19 protein-coding genes are annotated in these 16145 nt (G+C 62.6%); 10 read left to right on the top strand and 9 right to left on the bottom strand.

The genetic code is table 11. The features are described from left to right. Window positions 1–21: 21 nt before the first annotated feature. Both NL528_RS26230 and NL528_RS26225 read left to right on the top strand, forming a co-directional pair. Window positions 22–1175, top strand: a protein-coding gene (locus tag NL528_RS26230) for an IS3 family transposase (RefSeq protein ID WP_309177055.1) whose coding sequence is annotated in 2 segments (ribosomal slippage) — window positions 22–280 and window positions 280–1175 — 1155 coding nt in all. Because the reading frame shifts where the segments join, the coding sequence is not laid out codon by codon here. 4 nt (window positions 1176–1179) lie between these two features. After that, a complete protein-coding gene (locus NL528_RS26225; RefSeq protein ID WP_309177354.1) occupies window positions 1180–1434 on the top strand; it encodes a hypothetical protein in 255 nt (84 codons plus the stop codon). Between the two features lie 123 nt (window positions 1435–1557). Here the strand turns inward: NL528_RS26225 and NL528_RS26220 are convergent, their stop codons facing one another. The 3 genes from NL528_RS26220 to NL528_RS26210 all read right to left on the bottom strand — a co-directional run bounded on the left by NL528_RS26220 (window position 1558) and on the right by NL528_RS26210 (window position 2521). After that, window positions 1558–1800 (bottom strand): hypothetical protein, encoded by a 243-nt coding sequence (locus NL528_RS26220; RefSeq protein WP_309177353.1) that lies wholly within the window; start codon window positions 1798–1800, stop codon window positions 1558–1560. Between the two features lie 15 nt (window positions 1801–1815). Then, window positions 1816–2058 (bottom strand): hypothetical protein, encoded by a 243-nt coding sequence (locus NL528_RS26215; RefSeq protein WP_309177352.1) that lies wholly within the window; start codon window positions 2056–2058, stop codon window positions 1816–1818. Between the two features lie 214 nt (window positions 2059–2272). Next, a complete protein-coding gene (locus NL528_RS26210; RefSeq protein ID WP_375143893.1) occupies window positions 2273–2521 on the bottom strand; it encodes a GlsB/YeaQ/YmgE family stress response membrane protein in 249 nt (82 codons plus the stop codon). Between the two features lie 468 nt (window positions 2522–2989). On the opposite strand from NL528_RS26210, the gene NL528_RS26205 reads away from it, so the two are divergent. The 3 genes from NL528_RS26205 to NL528_RS26195 all read left to right on the top strand — a co-directional run bounded on the left by NL528_RS26205 (window position 2990) and on the right by NL528_RS26195 (window position 3701). Continuing rightward, window positions 2990–3172, top strand: a complete 183-nt coding sequence (locus NL528_RS26205; protein WP_309177351.1) for a hypothetical protein — start codon at window positions 2990–2992, stop codon at window positions 3170–3172. 95 nt (window positions 3173–3267) lie between these two features. Further along, window positions 3268–3426: a hypothetical protein gene (locus NL528_RS26200; protein WP_309177350.1), complete on the top strand. Its 159-nt coding sequence runs from the start codon at window positions 3268–3270 to the stop codon at window positions 3424–3426. An 80-nt stretch (window positions 3427–3506) separates the two neighbouring features. Then, the gene (locus NL528_RS26195) at window positions 3507–3701 is read left to right on the top strand and encodes a hypothetical protein (protein ID WP_309177349.1); all 195 of its coding nucleotides are present in this window, start codon (window positions 3507–3509) and stop codon (window positions 3699–3701) included. Window positions 3702–3981: 280 nt separating this feature from the next. On the opposite strand, the gene NL528_RS26190 is transcribed toward NL528_RS26195, so the two are convergent. Further along, on the bottom strand, window positions 3982–4176 hold the full coding sequence (locus NL528_RS26190) for a type VI secretion system tube protein Hcp (RefSeq protein WP_309177348.1): 195 nt from the start codon (window positions 4174–4176) through the stop codon (window positions 3982–3984). 475 nt (window positions 4177–4651) lie between these two features. Here NL528_RS26190 and NL528_RS26185 point away from each other — a divergent pair, with 475 nt between their 5' ends. Continuing rightward, the gene (locus tag NL528_RS26185; protein ID WP_309177347.1) at window positions 4652–5614 is read left to right on the top strand and encodes an SDR family NAD(P)-dependent oxidoreductase; all 963 of its coding nucleotides are present in this window, start codon (window positions 4652–4654) and stop codon (window positions 5612–5614) included. Between the two features lie 103 nt (window positions 5615–5717). Here NL528_RS26185 and NL528_RS26180 read toward each other — a convergent pair whose 3' ends face one another. Next, window positions 5718–6659 carry an acetamidase/formamidase family protein gene (locus NL528_RS26180; RefSeq protein ID WP_309177346.1) on the bottom strand — a complete coding sequence of 314 codons (942 nt, stop codon included), beginning with the start codon at window positions 6657–6659 and terminating at the stop codon, window positions 5718–5720. 204 nt (window positions 6660–6863) lie between these two features. Here NL528_RS26180 and NL528_RS26175 point away from each other — a divergent pair, with 204 nt between their 5' ends. The 4 genes from NL528_RS26175 (at window position 6864) to NL528_RS26160 (ending at window position 11063) form a co-directional block, all read left to right on the top strand. Then, window positions 6864–7667 (top strand): YdcF family protein, encoded by an 804-nt coding sequence (locus NL528_RS26175; RefSeq protein ID WP_309177345.1) that lies wholly within the window; start codon window positions 6864–6866, stop codon window positions 7665–7667. Between the two features lie 77 nt (window positions 7668–7744). Next, complete coding sequence (locus NL528_RS26170) at window positions 7745–8530, top strand: DUF169 domain-containing protein (RefSeq protein WP_309177344.1); 786 nt, start codon at window positions 7745–7747, stop codon at window positions 8528–8530. Between the two features lie 123 nt (window positions 8531–8653). Then, entirely contained in the window at window positions 8654–9841 is a 1188-nt protein-coding gene (locus NL528_RS26165; RefSeq protein WP_309177343.1) for a saccharopine dehydrogenase NADP-binding domain-containing protein, read from the top strand. Between the two features lie 37 nt (window positions 9842–9878). Continuing rightward, window positions 9879–11063 (top strand): saccharopine dehydrogenase NADP-binding domain-containing protein, encoded by a 1185-nt coding sequence (locus tag NL528_RS26160; protein WP_309177342.1) that lies wholly within the window; start codon window positions 9879–9881, stop codon window positions 11061–11063. Window positions 11064–11102: 39 nt separating this feature from the next. Here NL528_RS26160 and NL528_RS26155 read toward each other — a convergent pair whose 3' ends face one another. From NL528_RS26155 to NL528_RS26140, 4 genes are all read right to left on the bottom strand, one after another. Further along, the gene (locus tag NL528_RS26155; RefSeq protein WP_309177341.1) at window positions 11103–12371 is read right to left on the bottom strand and encodes an O-antigen ligase family protein; all 1269 of its coding nucleotides are present in this window, start codon (window positions 12369–12371) and stop codon (window positions 11103–11105) included. A 169-nt stretch (window positions 12372–12540) separates the two neighbouring features. After that, entirely contained in the window at window positions 12541–14055 is a 1515-nt protein-coding gene (locus tag NL528_RS26150; RefSeq protein WP_309177340.1) for an undecaprenyl-phosphate glucose phosphotransferase, read from the bottom strand. A 140-nt stretch (window positions 14056–14195) separates the two neighbouring features. Further along, window positions 14196–15329, bottom strand: coding sequence for a glycosyltransferase family 4 protein (locus NL528_RS26145; protein WP_309177338.1), 1134 nt, complete (start codon window positions 15327–15329; stop codon window positions 14196–14198). 2 nt (window positions 15330–15331) lie between these two features. Beyond that, on the bottom strand, window positions 15332–15982 hold the full coding sequence (locus tag NL528_RS26140; protein WP_309177336.1) for a polysaccharide biosynthesis/export family protein: 651 nt from the start codon (window positions 15980–15982) through the stop codon (window positions 15332–15334). Window positions 15983–16145 lie beyond the last annotated feature (163 nt).

Genomic DNA, 16145 nt, shown 5'->3' with positions numbered 1-16145 from the left:
TTATGGAGCAGGAGGTGTGTCATGGAGAGACGGCAGTTTACGCGAGAGTTCAAGCTTGAGGCTGTACGCCTGATCAAGGAGCGCGGCGTGTCGTATGCGCAGGCGTCAGCAGACCTTGGCGTTCATCCAACGCAGTTGCGCAATTGGGTGAAGCAGCTGGCGGACGATCCGCAGCATGCATTCCCCGGCCAGGGCCAGATGAAGCCGGAGCAGTTGGAGATCGCGCAGCTCAAGCGCGAGGTCGCCAAGCTGAGAGCCGAACGGGACATCCTAAAAAAAGCCGCGGCCTACTTCGCGAAGGAATCAACATGAAGTTCGCCTTCATCGCGAAGCACCGGGGGATCTGGCCGGCGGAATGGTTGTGCGGGGCGCTCGGTGTCTCGCGGGGTGGGTTCTATGCCTGGCTGACACGGCCGCGCAGCCAACGCAGCCGGAGCGATGAGGAGTTGGGCGCGAAGGTTCGCGCCAGTTTCCTCGCCAGCGATCGAACCTATGGCGCGAGGCGAGTGTGGCACGACATGTTGGCGGAAGGCGGGTTGTGTGGACTGCATCGGATCGAGCGTTTGATGCGGCTACAGGCTCTCAAAGCCCGTCCACGACGGCGGCGACTGCCGCCCGATCTGGGTGAGCGGCAGGTCGCCGCCGTCGCTCCCAACGTGCTCGACCGCAGCTTCGATGCGTCCGCTCCCAACCGCAAATGGATCGCTGACTTCACGTACGTGTGGACAGCGGAGGGTTGGCTCTATGTTGCCGCTGTCGTCGATCTCTTCTCCCGCCGTGTGGTTGGTTGGTCGATGAACGCAGCGATGACGGCCCAGCTCGTCACTGACGCCCTGGTGATGGCGATCTGGCGACGGGGCAAACCGGACGCGCTCTTGCATCATTCCGATCGCGGCAGCCAATACACCAGCGAACAGTTCCAGCGGCTGATGGCCGATCACGGCGTCGTCTGCTCGATGAGCCGGTCAGGCAACGTCTGGGATAACGCGGCGATGGAGAGCTTCTTCTCGTCATTGAAGACCGAGCGGACTACGCGCAGAGTGTACCGAACGAGGGATGACGCCAAGGCTGACGTCTTCGATTATATTGAGCGCTTCTACAATCCGAAACGCCGGCACTCGACGATCGGATATTTGAGCCCTATGGAGTTCGAGCAGCAGGCTGGATTAGCTTAAGCAGGTGTCAACAGAACCGGGTGCAGCTCAATGGCTGGACTACGAGGTCAATGCCGCTCCGCGGTTCGCCTCCGATGAATTCGTCGTGTACCGGCTCAAGGTCGAAGTGAACAAGATAGGGCTATCATACCTGACGCTTGAGCAATACTTCGAAGAAGGGCAGCGGCTGGCTGGCGTTGACATCCCGCCACTCGAAGACGACTGGGACGAAGACGAGATGATGGAGGAAGCTTACAATCGCGCGATGGAGAAAGATTAGTGCGTACGATGGGAGTGCCTCTGCAATACCCATCACCTCCGCAAACTGCGACTGATGCGTATCGCTGAGTTTATCAGCGTGCCGGCCGAACGCTGGACCCGTTCGCCCCACCCATCCCACGCGCTAATCCGCCATCAGATCATACTCATGCCGCAACGCCTGCTGCACATTCAGCGCCGCGCGGGCGGCGGTGTTGGCATCGGCGTCGCCCGCGGATAACACGCACATCGACCAGTTATTTTCAGCCCGCTTATCCCAGACGCGATTGATTGCGATGTTGCGGACGCTTTGGCAGCCGGGTTGCTGCCGGATTTCCGCCAGCGCGCGTGCCTGCAAATCGTCTATCGAAAGCAGGTGCTTGGCCATTGATGTCACGGGGCCTCACGTCGGGACATGGGCGATCTTGTGCGCGAGATGGCCGGTCTCGTGATCGCGACGGAGCTGGCTCAGCGAGGTCTCGTTCAGGTTGGCCAGAACGTCGCTCAGTTTCTCGGTTGGGGGATAACCGGCTGCGAAGCCCGGTCCGTAGATCTTGCGCAGCGTACCGACGAGGGTGTTGCCGTGCTTGTGGCTGATTTCGCCATCCCTGTTGCGGTGGCGATTGTCGAGACCTGCCTTGCTCATACTGCTCTCCCTGGTGCCCACGGGCCGGCAGCATCCTCCCGCCGCGACCAAATGGCAACGCATGCGTGGGCACGACGCAACCGCAGCATTTTCAGGAAATGATCGGCCGAAAATGGCCGGCCGCGTCTTCGCACTGCACTCCGCAGCAAAGCCAATGCGCCACGCGGATTGGCGTTGCGCATTCCGCCGCATCCGTTCCCCGGCGCGGCCGCCGCTATTTCTTGAAGAAGCCGATGATGATCAGCAGGATCACGGCGCCGATGACGGCGTTGACGATCGCCGCCAGGATGCCGCCGACCAGAACAAACCCGATTATCGGCAACAGCCAGCCGGCAATGATGGCGCCGACGATGCCGACCACGATATTGCCGACCAGCCCGAGGCCATAGCCCTTGACGATCAGCCCGGCGAGCCAGCCTGCGACCGCGCCGATGATGAGCCAAATGATGAGCGATTCAATCATGAGCATCCTCCTCATTGTAACACGCCGCGGTATCTCGCGGTCGCCATCATCGGAGCCGGAACGCCCGGCATTCCGCCGCCTTCGCTGCCGTGCACCATTGATCTATCTAAAGTAGTATTACGATCCGCTCCTGTGGCGTTGTCAACTGTAGCTGGCTCCGGTCCGGTCGATGCCCGGCCGCAGCCAGCGCGGGTCGCAATCGTCGCGCCGGTCGTGCTAAGCGGCGTAGGGGCCGGCCCCAGGGGAATCGATGAACAGCGCTTTGCCAATGTCGTCGCTCGTCATTGCGCTGCTTCCCGGGTGGCTGGCTGCCGGTGAACTCGCCGTTAGATATCTCGTGGCGCGCTAACCATCCGGACCGAGCAACAGCGCAAGAACTGTGACGCCCGTCACAGCGGCGCCGACGACCGCGCTGCTAGATTGCCGTCGTCAAAGCCAGTCCAATCCCAAGCGAAGGGAGCAACGACAATGACCACCACCAATCCGGCTGAATCCTGCGAACGGGATCATCAGACAGCGGAGCTGACCGAATTCGAACTCTCTGAGATCACCGGCGGTTCACAAAGCTCAGGTGCAGGCGCGGGCAAAGTCACTTTCGATTTCCAAATTACGAAGCGGATCGACGCGGCAAGCCCCAAGTTGTTTTTATAGGATAGCAGCGAAGCCGCTGGCTTCGTGATCTGCACTAACAGCCACCCGTGGCAATGGCGGACGGCGTTCCGTGCCGCAACACAAGGGAGACATCGATGAGCAAGCACCAGGACAAGCTGGAGCGGAAATCGCCCGCGAAGCCCAAGATTGAGAAAGGCAGTGCCGCGCTGGACGAAAACGATCTCGAGAAGGTGACCGGCGGCCAAATATCGATACCGTTTAGGCGTATCGAAATTGAGTACAAGGAACAGTAGCGCCGGGCCCATTCGGCCTCGGTGGGTAACCCGTGGCAATCGCGGACAGTGTCCCGTGCCGCAACATAAGGGAGACATCGATGGGCACGCACCAGGACAAGCTGCGGCAGAAATCACCTGCGAAGCCTGAGATCAAGAACGGCAGTGGTGCGCTCAACGATCAGGACCTCGACCAGGTGACCGGCGGCGATAAAAAGGTGACCGGCCGAGACAAGGGCGTAACTGAGACATTAACGCTCAGCTTTACGGAATTAAAGTGGGCGTACACCGAGTAGCACTGGGCCGAGAGGACGGCGCCCAAGCGGACTACCTCACTCTCCATAGCAGGCGGCTGGAAACACGACACGTCCGTTCAGGGTCGGTAGCGACGTTTCGACCGTCGGCCAGTCATTTCCGGTCTTCCACCATCAGCGGACATTCCCGGTTTCTGTCGGCATGTCTCAAGCGCGCCAAACCAACCTCGGCGCCCGAACAAGGGTTCGTGCGCAAGGCGTCCGTGAGCGCGCGGATGATGCGCGCCCGCGGTTTTCGCAATGGCGGACTTCCAGCGTTTATCTAGTGGTTGTAACTCAAAATCTCGATCCAGTCCTTGTGATCCTTGTCGGTGCTTTCGCCTTTGATATCCCCAAACCTCGCGAATGCGTTGAATGCACCTGCCGAGACATTGCCCAACACGTCCTCGGTTAATTCGTTGGAGACTTCGATGGTCTTCAGTTCCTTGGATGACTTCCGCTGCGATTGGACTTGCATCCTATCTCTCCTTGGGTTCTCGGGTCCGTGGGGTTGCCCGGCGAATATTTTCCCTCGCTCGCCGATGCTTGATGTCTGGCATGGCCTGATCCCGAAAACTGTGATGTTGGGCACAGAGTTCGCGCGATGCTGCGCTGTGCCACATTCATCGCGCAGGGAAGGCCGGGTGTTCCGGTGAACCTGTGGCGACCAACTCGCGGGGACGGCACGCGCGGATGCGAAATGGCGATGATGCACATGATGCACGGCTCGCACATGGCGATGATGAAGTCGGGGATGTAGATCGCGGCGAGTGGCGGAGCAGGGCAGCACGCGGGTTTTCCGTGGCGCGGACATCTTGTGACCCGTCATGCCGTGACGGCAAAGAGCTTTACCGGCCGGGGCGGAATGCTAGACTTCGGCCGGGCCCCGCGCGCGGCTCGTGAAAACAACAACAGAAAAACCAACAACAGAAAAGAAGGGAGCCGCGATCTCCATGAAGGATTTTGCCGGAAAGATTGCTGTCATCACCGGAGGCGGTACGGGCATGGGCCGCGAGCTGGCGCGCCAGCTCGTCGCCGAGGGCTGCAATGTCGCGATGTGCGACGTCTCCGCCGAGGCGATGGCCGAGACCAAGCGGCTGTGCGAGGTCGAAAGGCTGCCGCAGGGGCTGTGCATCACCACCCATGTCGCCGACGTCTCCATCGAGGACCAGTTTTTGCGGTTTCGCGACGAGCTGATCGAGCAGCAGGCGACCGACAAGATCCATCTGCTGTTCAACAATGCCGGCATCGGCGGCGGCGGCAGCCTGTTCACCAACACGCGCGAGCAGTGGGAGCGGACCTTCAACATCTGCTGGGGCGGCGTCTATCTCGGCGTCCGCACCTTCCTGCCGCTGCTCGTGAAGGCTGACGAGGGCCACATCGTCAACACCTCCAGCGTCAACGGGTTTTGGGCGTCGGTCGGCCTCGGCGTCTCGCACACCGCCTATTGCTCCGCCAAATTCGCCGTGAAGGGGTTTACCGAAGCGCTGATGAACGATCTCAGGCTCAACGCGCCGCATATCAAATGTTCGGTGGTGATGCCCGGTCATATCGGCACCTCGATCGTCTCCAACTCGCGCAAGGTGCAGAACGGCTCCGACCAGCTGACGCCGAACGAGATCGTGCAGACGCGCCAGCGGCTGAAGGGCATGGGCATCGACGTGGCTCCGATGTCGGATGACCAGATCCAGCAGATCGCGCTCGACCGCGCGCAAAAATTCCACGACGAGGCGCCAACCACGGCGGCGGCCGCGGCAAAAATCATCCTCGACGGCGTCAAGGCCGAACGCTGGCGCATCCTGGTCGGCGACGACGCGCACCGGCTCGACGAGCGCGTACGGCAAACCCCGGAAAAAGCCTACACGCCGGAATTTCATCAGAGCTTTGCCGAGGAGGTCGGCTGGCGGCTGGGATGAGGGTCCCTGTCGTTCCGGGGCGGGAGCGAAGCGAGCGAACTCCGATGTGCAATTGCACATCGAAGTTGGATGCTGCGCATCGCCCCGGAATGACGTTTGGGAGCTACCCGTGCACGACCGTCTTTGCGATCATGCAATGAATGCCCTTTGACCCGTTCACGGTCTGCGTCACCCGCAAATCCGCAGCCAGGCTGCAGAGCGTGTAGGCGTCCTCGCGCGACAGGTTTCGCTTTTCGCCGAGCAGGGCGATCATGTCGCGCAGCGACCGCACCACGCACTGATCGAGGTCGGGGTCCATCGCCATTGTCAGGTAATGCGTCTGCGTTTCCGCCCGGGGATAGTCGAGCCTGATGTCCTTGCGCAGCGTCAGGCGGAAGCGGCCCTGCAGCGCGGTCTCGATCGCGGTGACGCAGACTTCGCCGTCGCCCTGCACGCCGTGGCCGTCGCCGCAGGAAAACAGCGCGCCCGGCACGAACACCGGCAGATACAATTTGGCGCCGGCGCCGAGCTCCTTGTTGTCGAGGTTGCCGCCCATCGCGCGCGGGATCAGCGAGGTGATGCGGCCCCAGGCGGGCGGCGGCGCAACCCCCATCACGCCGAAGAACGGTGCGAGCGGCAGATCGAGCCCCCATGGCAGCCGGCCGACCATCCGCTCGCGGTCGAGCGGAATGTTCAGGAGCCGCGTTTCGTGGAAATCGTCGGGCAGGGTGCCGGCCAGCGGACGGATCAAATTGTAGCCCCAATCCTGCCTGAGCTGGACGTCGAGGATGTCCACCTCCAGTACATCGCCGGGCTCGGCGCCTTCGATCGCGATGGGGCCGGTCAGGATATGGCCGGGCACCATCCGCTCGCTGCGGGCATGAATATCGGCAAGCTCGGGCGGAATATGGAATTTGCTTCTGTCGGGTACCACGTCCGGCCCGCCGGTGACGGTATCGACCGTGACCTCATCGCCGCTGGCGATGGTCAGAACAGGCTTCAATTTCGCTTCGAAAAAACCCCAGTGGCAGGTTTCGGGGCTGGAATGCAGGTGATGATGGGTCATGAGGAGCTTTCTTGTCTGCGTAATTGTCTTCTATTTGTCATTGCCGGGCATAGTAGTCTGGCTGCGTAGACTGCGTCTGCGCTCCCGGCAATCCATCATTTTTTGAACAAGCCTCTTGTGAAGATAGATGGATACGCGGGTCAAGCCCGCGTATGACAGTGAATCCGAGGTTCGGCGCAGCGTCCACTCAAAAGAGAATTTCCCTTGTTTTTTGTACTCTCCAAGACGCTCGGCCACATGATGCTGCCGGCGAACTTTTTGATCGGCATCGGGTTGGTTGGGCTTATCCTGCTGGCTACGCGCTTTGCGTCGCTGGGCCGCAAGCTTGCGATATCAGCGCTCGTGCTGCTCGCGATCTGCGCCTATTCGCCGCTCGGAAACCTTCTGCTCTATCCGCTGGAATCGCGCTTTCCGCCATGGGATGCGGCGCGCGGCGCGCCGGACGGAATCATCGTGCTCGGTGGATCGATCGATGCGGACCTTTCGGCGGCGCATGGCACCACGGTGGTGCGCAGCTCGGCCGACCGCATCATCGGCGCGGCGGCGCTGGCGCTTCGTTATCCGAATGCGCGGGTGGTTTTCTCCGGCGGCAGCGCGAGCTTGATCTCGAACGATGCAAGGGAAGCCGACTACGCTGGCGCGGTCTTCGAAAGCCTCGGCATTGCCAAATCGCGGCTCACCATGGAGCGGCGGTCGCGCAACACGCTTGAAAATGCCGAGTTCTCCAAGGCGCTGCTGGCGCCGAAGGAGGGCGAGCGCTGGCTGCTGGTGACATCGGCCTACCACATGCCGCGATCGGTCGGCCTGTTTCGCAAAGCGGGATTTGCCGTCGAGCCCTATCCGGTCGACTGGCGGGTCGGCGGGCGCGGCGATCTCTTTGCGTTTACGGACGTGGCCGTTGACGGATTGGGACGAACGGATCTCGCGGTGCGCGAATGGATGGGCCTGATTGCCTACCGGGCCACCGGCAAGATCGACGATTTGCTGCCGGGACCCGCCCTGAAGTAGGTCGCAACCGATCGTCAATGCGGCTAGAATTGCCGCAAACAGGCCCGCAAGGTTTCGCCGATTTGGGAGTTGACGCCATGCAACAGCAATCGCCGCCGGAACAATTCGATTTGTCCGGTATGGTGGACGATCTGAACGCCTTGCTGCGGCTGAAGACCACCGTGATCGGCATCAAGATGTTCGCAGCCGTGGAGGAGATGGCGGCGATCCCGAAGATCAGGCGTCCGACCGCCGTTCATACCACCGATCAGATCGTCAGCATGGCATCGCGGCTGGGCTGGACCGTCGGCATCACCGGCGACGATCTCGTCGGCGCGCAATGCCGCGCGGTGATCGGCCTCAGCCCCCAGGACGACAAATGGCTTGCCGGCGAAAACTATGTCGGCGTCTGGCATGGCACCGCCGAGGATGCGCGCAAGCGCCAGGAGGCGCTCGACGTCGTGCCCTATGGCCGGTACCAGGCGATGGCGGTCAGTCCGCTCGTAAGCGGCCGGCTCAACCCGCCCGATATTTGTCTGGTTTACGCGACGCCGGGCCAGATGATCATCCTGATCAACGGCCTGCAATATACCGGCTACAAGAAGTTCGAATGGGGCGTGGTCGGTGAGACCGCGTGCGCCGATTCATGGGGGCGGGCGCTCAAGACCGGCGAGCCCTCGCTGTCGCTGCCGTGCTTCGCCGAGCGCCGTTATGGCGGCGTGCCCGATGAGGAAATGCTGATGGCGCTGCAGCCGGCGCATCTCGCCAAGGCCATCGTCGGCATGAAACAGCTTGCCAAAAACGGTCTGCGCTATCCGATCGCGCCCTACGGCATTCAGGCCGACGTCCGCGCCGGGATGGGCGTTTCCTACGCCAAAAAATAGCGCTAGAAGCGGCTTGAAGCCGTCATTGCGAGCGAAGCGAAGCAATCCATAGCTACGAAGGAAGTGTGGATTGCTTCGTCGCTTTGCTCCTCGCAATGACGAGAAGTCTCAAAGGAACCAAATATGTCTTCGTCGAAATTCGACATCGTCGTCTATGGCGCCACCGGTTTTACCGGCCAGCTCGTCGCCGAATATCTCGCCGCCCATTACAAGGGCGACGCCAATCTGAAATGGGCAATGGCCGGCCGCAGCAAGGACAAGCTCGCCACCGTGCGCGATGCGATCGGCGCGCCCGCGGATACGCCTTTGATCGTGGCCGATGCCAGCGATCCGGCCTCGCTGAAGGCGATGGTGGCGCAGGCCAAATCGGTGATCACGACCGTCGGCCCGTATCAGCTCTATGGCTCCGATCTGGTTGCGGCCTGCGCTGCGGCGGGGGTCGATTATTTCGACCTCAGCGGCGAGCCGGTCTGGATGCGCCAGATGATCGATGCACACGAGGCGACGGCGAAATCGACCGGCGCGCGTATCGTGTTTTCCTGCGGCTTCGATTCGATCCCTTTTGAACTCGGCGTGTTCTGTGCGCAGGAGGAAGCGAAGAAGGTTTTCGGCGCGCCGGTCAACCGCGTCAAAGGCCGCGTCCGCGCCATGAAGGGAACATTCTCCGGCGGCACCGCGGCGAGCGCCAGGGCGAGTTTCGCGGCGGCGGCGAAAGACCTGAGCCTGGTTGCGATGTTCCAGAATCATTTCGTGCTGACGCCCGGATTTGAAGGCCCGAAGCAGCCACGAGCCAACAAGCCCGCGCTGGACGAGGATATGGGCCAGTGGGCGGCGCCCTTCGTGATGGCGAGCATCAACACCCGCAACGTGCATCGCTCCAATATGTTGATGAATTTTCCGTACGGCAAAGACTTCGTCTATGACGAGATGGTCCTGACCGGTCCGGGAGAGCAGGGCGAAGCCAACGCCAAACGCGTCGTCGCAGCCGTCAACGCCGAGCGGATCGGGGCCTCCTCGGACGGACCGAAGCCGGGCGAGGGGCCTTCGAAAGAAGAGCGCGAGAACGGCATGTACGATCTCTTGTTCGTCGCCATCGCTCCCGACGGGAAGCAGGCGCGTGCGGTAGTCAAGGGCGATCGCGATCCCGGCTATGGCTCGACCTCGAAGATGATCTCGGAATGCGCGATCTGCCTGCTGCGCGACACGCCGGACGTTCCCGCGGGATTTTGGACGCCCGGCGCCGCGATGGGGCACAAATTGATCAAGCGCCTGGTCGACCACGCCGGGCTGACATTTGGCGTTGAAAAGTAGCTCTATTTTCGAGCGTCTTCTTTTAAGAAATCAGAGTATGTCTTCGCCGAAATTCGACATCGTCGTCTATGGCGCCACCGGCTTTACCGGCCAGCTCGTCGCCGAATATCTCGCCACGCAATACGAGGGCGACGCCAATCTGAAATGGGCGATGGCCGGACGCAGCAAGGACAAGCTCGCCTCGGTGCGCGATGCGATCGGCGCGTCGGCAGATACCCCCTTGATCGTCGCCGACGCTGGCGACCCCGCCTCGCTGAAGGCGATGGTCGGTCAGACCAAATCGGTGATCTCGACCGTCGGTCCGTATCAGCTCTACGGCACCGACCTGCTTGCGGCCTGTGTGGCGTCGGGAACGGACTATTTCGATCTCTGCGGCGAGCCTTTGTGGATGCGCGAGATGATCGAGAAGCACGAGGCGACGGCCAAATCGACCGGTGCGCGCATCGTATTCTCTTGCGGTTTCGACTCGCTGCCGTTCGAGCTCGGCGTGTTCTGTGTGCAGGAGGAGGCGAAGAAAATGTTCGGCGCTCCGGCCAGCCGCGTCAAGGGCCGCGTCCGCGCCATGGACTTGAAGCACTCCGGTGGCACGGCAGCGAGCATGAAGGCGAGCTTCGTGGCGACGGCGCGTGATCTCAGCCTGGTGGCGCTGTTGCGGAATCCGTTCGCGCTGACACCTGGTTTTGAGGGCCCGAAGCAGCCGCCGGGCAACCGGCCGCTGTTGGATCAGGAACTGGATTCCTGGACCGCGCCGTTTCCGATGTCGACTATCAATACCCGCAACGTGCACCGCTCCAACGTCTTGATGGGCTTTCCCTACGGCCGGGATTTCGTCTACGACGAGATGATGCTGACGGGCCCCGGCGAGAAGGGCGAAGAGACCGCCAGGCGCGTTACCGCCGCCATCAATGCCGAGAAGATGGGGCCATCCAGCGGACCGAAGCCGGGCGAGGGTCCTTCGAAGCAGGAGCGCGAGAGCGGCATGTACGATCTGCTGTTCGTCGCCTTCGCTCCCGATGGGAAGCAGGCGCGCGCGGCAGTCAAGGGCGATCGCGATCCCGGCTATGGCTCGACCTGCAAGATGATCTCGGAATGTGCCATCTGCCTGCTGCGCGACACGCCGGACGTTCCTGCGGGAATCTGGACGCCCGGCGCCGCGATGGGGCACAAGCTGATCAAACGTCTGGTCGACAACGCCGGGCTGACATTCACGGTAGAGAAGTAACGCTTTCCTACCTCGCCCCGCTTGCGGGCAACGCGCCGTCTAGGAAGCCTGCAACGGCTCCCTGAACGTGTGATCGCTAGTGACCTTGTAGCGCTCGGCGGCGACGAACAGGCCCCACATCGCGCCCAGCATCATCCAGAAATGCCGCCAGTGGTCGGTATCGATGATGAAGCTTTCTCCGACGGTGCCGAGATAGGCCGCGAAGATCGCGAGATACGTGCGCTGCCAGGGCAGCGGCACGAAGATGTAGCGAAACCCGGTCATCGCCGTGACGAACACCAGCGCCGGATAGCAGACGCCCGAGAGCCAGCCGCCGGACATGAACGCGTTCAGATAGGAATTGTGGGTGTCTTCGGGGAAGTAGTTGTGGAACTGCAGCGGCCCGATCCCGAACGGCAGATCGAGCGCCATGTCGGCGCCGAGGATATGGCGGCCGAAGCGGCCGAAGCGGCCCTCGTCGTAGCTCTGGTCGAAGCTCGCACGCTGCTTGAACATGTCGGCGATGGAATCGAACGACAGCAGCACCGCGACCAGCGCGGCGGCGAGAATGACGGCTGCGACCGCCATCACGATGATGCGCGAGCGTTGCGCCTGCGAGCGGCTGGTCAGGACCATCAGCGCCAGCATGAAGGCCGAGGTCAGCACGAGGCCGCCCCAGGCCGCGCGCGAAAACGCCAGCAGGATTGCCAGGGACATGATGCCGAACGCCAGCGCGTTGCGCAACGACTTTCGGAATTTGTCCGAGACGACGCTTTGCAGGGCGAACAAGGCGGGAAGGATCAGGAACGCGCCGAGCACGTTGGGGTCCTTGAAGGTGCCGCTGGCGCGTTCGTAGAGCGTGAACAGGCCGTGCCCGCCGGGGACGAGATTGAAATAGCCGACGAGCGCCGCCGCCGACGCGATCATTGCGCCGACGATTAGGCCGCGTCTGAGCATATCGAGCCGCGCTGCGGTATCCTCAGAGACGACCATCGCGAAAAACATCACGGTGACCGCCATGTACCAGGAGGTTGCGATCCAGTTGCCGACATTGGGCCGATCCATCACCGCGACCGCGCTGATGGTGTAGCCGACATTGAGCAGGAACAGCAGCAGCAGCACCGGCACGAACACCAGCCGCATCCGCAGGCCGGTGGCAAAGAAGATCACGAAGGCGGTGAGCGTCACCAGCTCATAGGGGCTCGGTTCGATGAAGACGATGGCGCCGGATGCGCCGACCAGCCATACCAGCGCGCGCTGCAAGGCGAGCACGCCGGGCGCAGCCGTCGCCGAGGGATGCAAATTTTCGGCTGTCGCCGCATACGCCATTACACACTCACGCAAACTCTACAAAAGATACCACTACCGTCATTGCGAGGAGCCAACGGGTCGCGCGAATGCGCGCCCGATGACAGGCTCCGCGACGAAGCAATCCATTTACCCACGTGCGGAGGCGTGGACTGCTTCGCTGCGCTCGCAATGACGTCCTTCCAAAACCTCAGTAAGCGTTCTCGTTCTTCGAAATCAGCGCCAGCGGCGTCTTGAGCAGAATGAAGAGATCGAACAGCACCGACCAGTTCTCGATATAATAGAGATCGAACTCGACGCGCTTCTGGATCTTCTCGTCGGTGTCGACTTCGCCGCGCCAGCCATTGATCTGCGCCCAGCCGGTAATGCCGGGCTTGACGCGGTGACGCGCGAAATAACCGTCGACGGCCTCGTCGAACAGCCGGCTCTGCAATTTGCCCTGCACGGCGTGCGGGCGGGGACCGACCAGCGAGAGGTTGCTCTTGAACACGACGTTGAAGAGCTGCGGCAATTCGTCGAGGCTGGTCTTGCGGATGAAGCGGCCGACGCGGGTGACGCGGGGATCGTCCTTGGTCACGACCTTGGAAGCCGTCGGATCGGCCTGATGATGATACAGCGAGCGAAACTTGAAGACGTCGATACGCTCATTGTTAAAGCCGAACCGCTTCTGGCGGAACAGCACCGGGCCCGGGCTGTCGAGCTTGATCGCGAGCGCGACCAGTCCCATCACCGGAAGCGCCATGAGCAGCACCAGCGCGCCGACGACATGGTCGAACAGCCATTTCATCACCAGGTCCCAGTCGGTGATCGGCGCCTCGAACACGTCGAGGGTAGGCACCTCGCCGAGATAGGAATAGGAGCGGGGACGGAAGCGCAGCTTGTTGGTGTGGGCGGAAAGCCGGATATCCACCGGCAGCACCCACAGCTTCTTCAGCATTTCGAGGATCCGCGTCTCCGCCGAAATCGGCAGCGCGAACAAGACGAGGTCGACGCGGGTGCGGCGGGCGAATTCGACGATGTCGTCGACCTTGCCGAGTTTTGGGCTGCCGGCGCAGGTGTCGAGCGCGCGATCGTCGTTGCGGTCGTCGAACACGCCGAGCACGGCGATATCGGAATCGTCCTGGGTCTTCAGCGCCTGGACCAGTTGCTCGCCGCTCTGGTCGGCACCGACCACGATGGTGCGGCGGTCGAGACGGCCCTGACGGGCCCAGCCGCGCACCATCGCCCGCAGGAACACGCGTTCGGCAATCAACGCCGCCAAGCCAGCGAAGAAAAACGTCGAGAGCCAGAGCCGCGAAATCTCGCTGCCGAGCTTGACGATGAAGGAGGCGCCGATGAACAGCAGGAACACGAAGGCCCAGGACGAAACCATCCGCGCCATCTGCAGGAGATTGCCGCGAAACACCTGGACTTCGTAGATATCGGCGGCCTGAAAGCAGATCACCGCGGTTGCGGCCATGGCGAAGATCGCCGCGACATATTCCCAGCGAAAGCCCGCCAGCCGCGACACGTATCCAAAATAGAGCGCGACGCCGATCAGGCTGAGCAGGATGAAGTCGGCGAGGCGGACGGCGCCCGCGATCACGATCGGCGAATAGGCGCCGCGTACTTTCTGGTTGGTGACGGCGAGGGCGGCCGGCGTCAGCCGGCGGCGGCGTTCGACCTGCGGGCGATCGGCCGTCGCGGCGGCCGCAGCGTCCAACATTGAGCGAGCGTTAATTGGTTCCAATTTGTCCACGTCCCGTTCTTGCAGCGACACATAGGGACGTGCCTGCCGAGGCGGAATTCCCCGCCTCTCGCATTAAGGGACAAATCGGAAGAAACAGTTACGTTGGTAAAGAACGGTTAACGATTGGCAAACGCGTCGCGGTAGCCGGCCAGCACGCCTTCGACCATCGCCTTCTGCGAGAAATGCAGGAAGATTCGTTCACGCAGCGACCTGGCCCGTTCCTGGGCTGCGGCCGGATCCTCGAGCGCGCTCTCGATGGCGTCGGCCATTGCAGCGGCGATGTTGGGCGCGAACAGCGCGTCGGTGTGGGTATCGAAAATCTCCGGGATGCCGCCGACATTGGCGGCCACCATCGGAATTCCGGCCGCCGCCGCCTCGATCACGACATAGGGCATGGAATCGCCGCGGGACGGAACCACCAGCAGCGAGCCCTTGGAAAAACCGTAGCGCGCCTTGACGTGCCCGATGAACCGCACCGCCTCGCCAAGGCCGAGCCGCTGCACCTGGGCCTTCAGGTTGGCGCTTTCCTCGCCGTCACCGGCCAGCGTCAGCGTCACCGGCCGGCCGTCGGCGCGCAGCCGCGCCACCGCGTCGATCAGGAGGTCCGCCCCCTTGATGTGCCTGAATTCGCCGACATAGACCAGGTCGGTCGCGTCCGCGGCCTTCACGACCGGATCGAATTCATCGGCGGTGACGCCGTTGAACACGCAGCGCACCAGCCCCTTGGGGACGCCGATGGTGCGCTGATAGGTGTCGCGCGCGAATGCGCTTTCGAACAGGAACAGGTCGGTCGCGTTCATCAGTGCGCGTTCGAGACGGCTGTAGAGCATCCCCTTGATCGTGGTCCGCGGGTAATGCAGCGAACCGCCGTGCGGCGTATAGAGCCTGATGGTGTCACTGGAGGCGGTTTTCGACCGGATGAAAGCGCCGGCCTTGGCGCCGTGTCCGTGCAGCACGTCGGGCTTCAACCGGCGGACCAGGCGCAGGAAATACGCCCATACCAGCGCATCCGAGGGCCATGGTTCGCGGCGGATCGCAACGCGATGAACGCCAAGCTTGAGGCGCGGCGCGATCTCCGCCAGCGCCTGCTCGGCGCGCTCGCCGCCGGTGAGGCTGTCGGCGATGATGCCGACGTGATGGCCGCGGTCGGCCTGACCGTTGGCGAGATCCAGGATATGGCGGAAGATGCCGCCAACCGGGGCGCGCGTCGCGTGCAGGATACGAAGCGGCTGACCTTCGACCAAAGGCATGATCAGAACCAGCGTTCGCCGACGAGCACGGTGTCGCCGGGGCTGAGGGGCGTGCCGGGCGGCACCACGAAGCGCCCGGTTCCGGACTCGTCGGTGTGCGTCAGCGTGACGCTGTCGCGCCGCGCCCGCGGCGAGAAGCCGCCGGCGATCGCCACCGCACTCTCAACCGTCATGCTGGGCACATAGGGATATTGGCCGGGTGCGGCAACTTCGCCGAGGATGAAGAACGGCCGATAGGCCTCGATCTCCACCGCGACCGACGGATCACGAATAAAGCCGCGGCGCAGTTTGGCTGCAATCTCGGCAGCGAGCCCCGCCGGCGTCCGTCCCCGCGCCGGCACCGGCCCGATCAGCGGCATCGTGATCGCGCCGCCGGCATCGGTGGCGTAAGTATTGGTGAGGCCTTCCTGGCCGTAGACCACGACGCGCAGTTTATCGCCGGCGTCGAGATGATAGGCCGCGTCATACCGAACCGGGGCGGGTTCGGCATAGGCCACGGGAATCGGGGCGGGCGCTGCCGCGTAGGATTGACCGTAGGCGATGGTGTCGAGGCTGCTTTGAGACGCGACCGCCACCGGCGCGGTCCGGCCCATGCAGCCCGACAGAACGAGCGCAGCGGCCAGACATGAAAAAGGGGCGAGCACGCCTCGCATTACGAGAATCCCGAAAAAGTATCGGCGCGATTAAGGGCTTTCATGGTTAACAAAACATGACCGCGGCCTTCGGCGGCCATGCTTCCGCTCGCAAAATGCCCGGATTAACCCAGCGGCAACCTTAATGGAGTGTAATCGGCCCGGTTCAAGCTGATTGGTTGCG

This window comes from Bradyrhizobium sp. Ash2021, assembly GCF_031202265.1.
Classification (GTDB): Bacteria; Pseudomonadota; Alphaproteobacteria; order Rhizobiales; family Xanthobacteraceae; genus Bradyrhizobium.
This window is presented reverse-complemented; position numbering and strand designations above follow the sequence as displayed.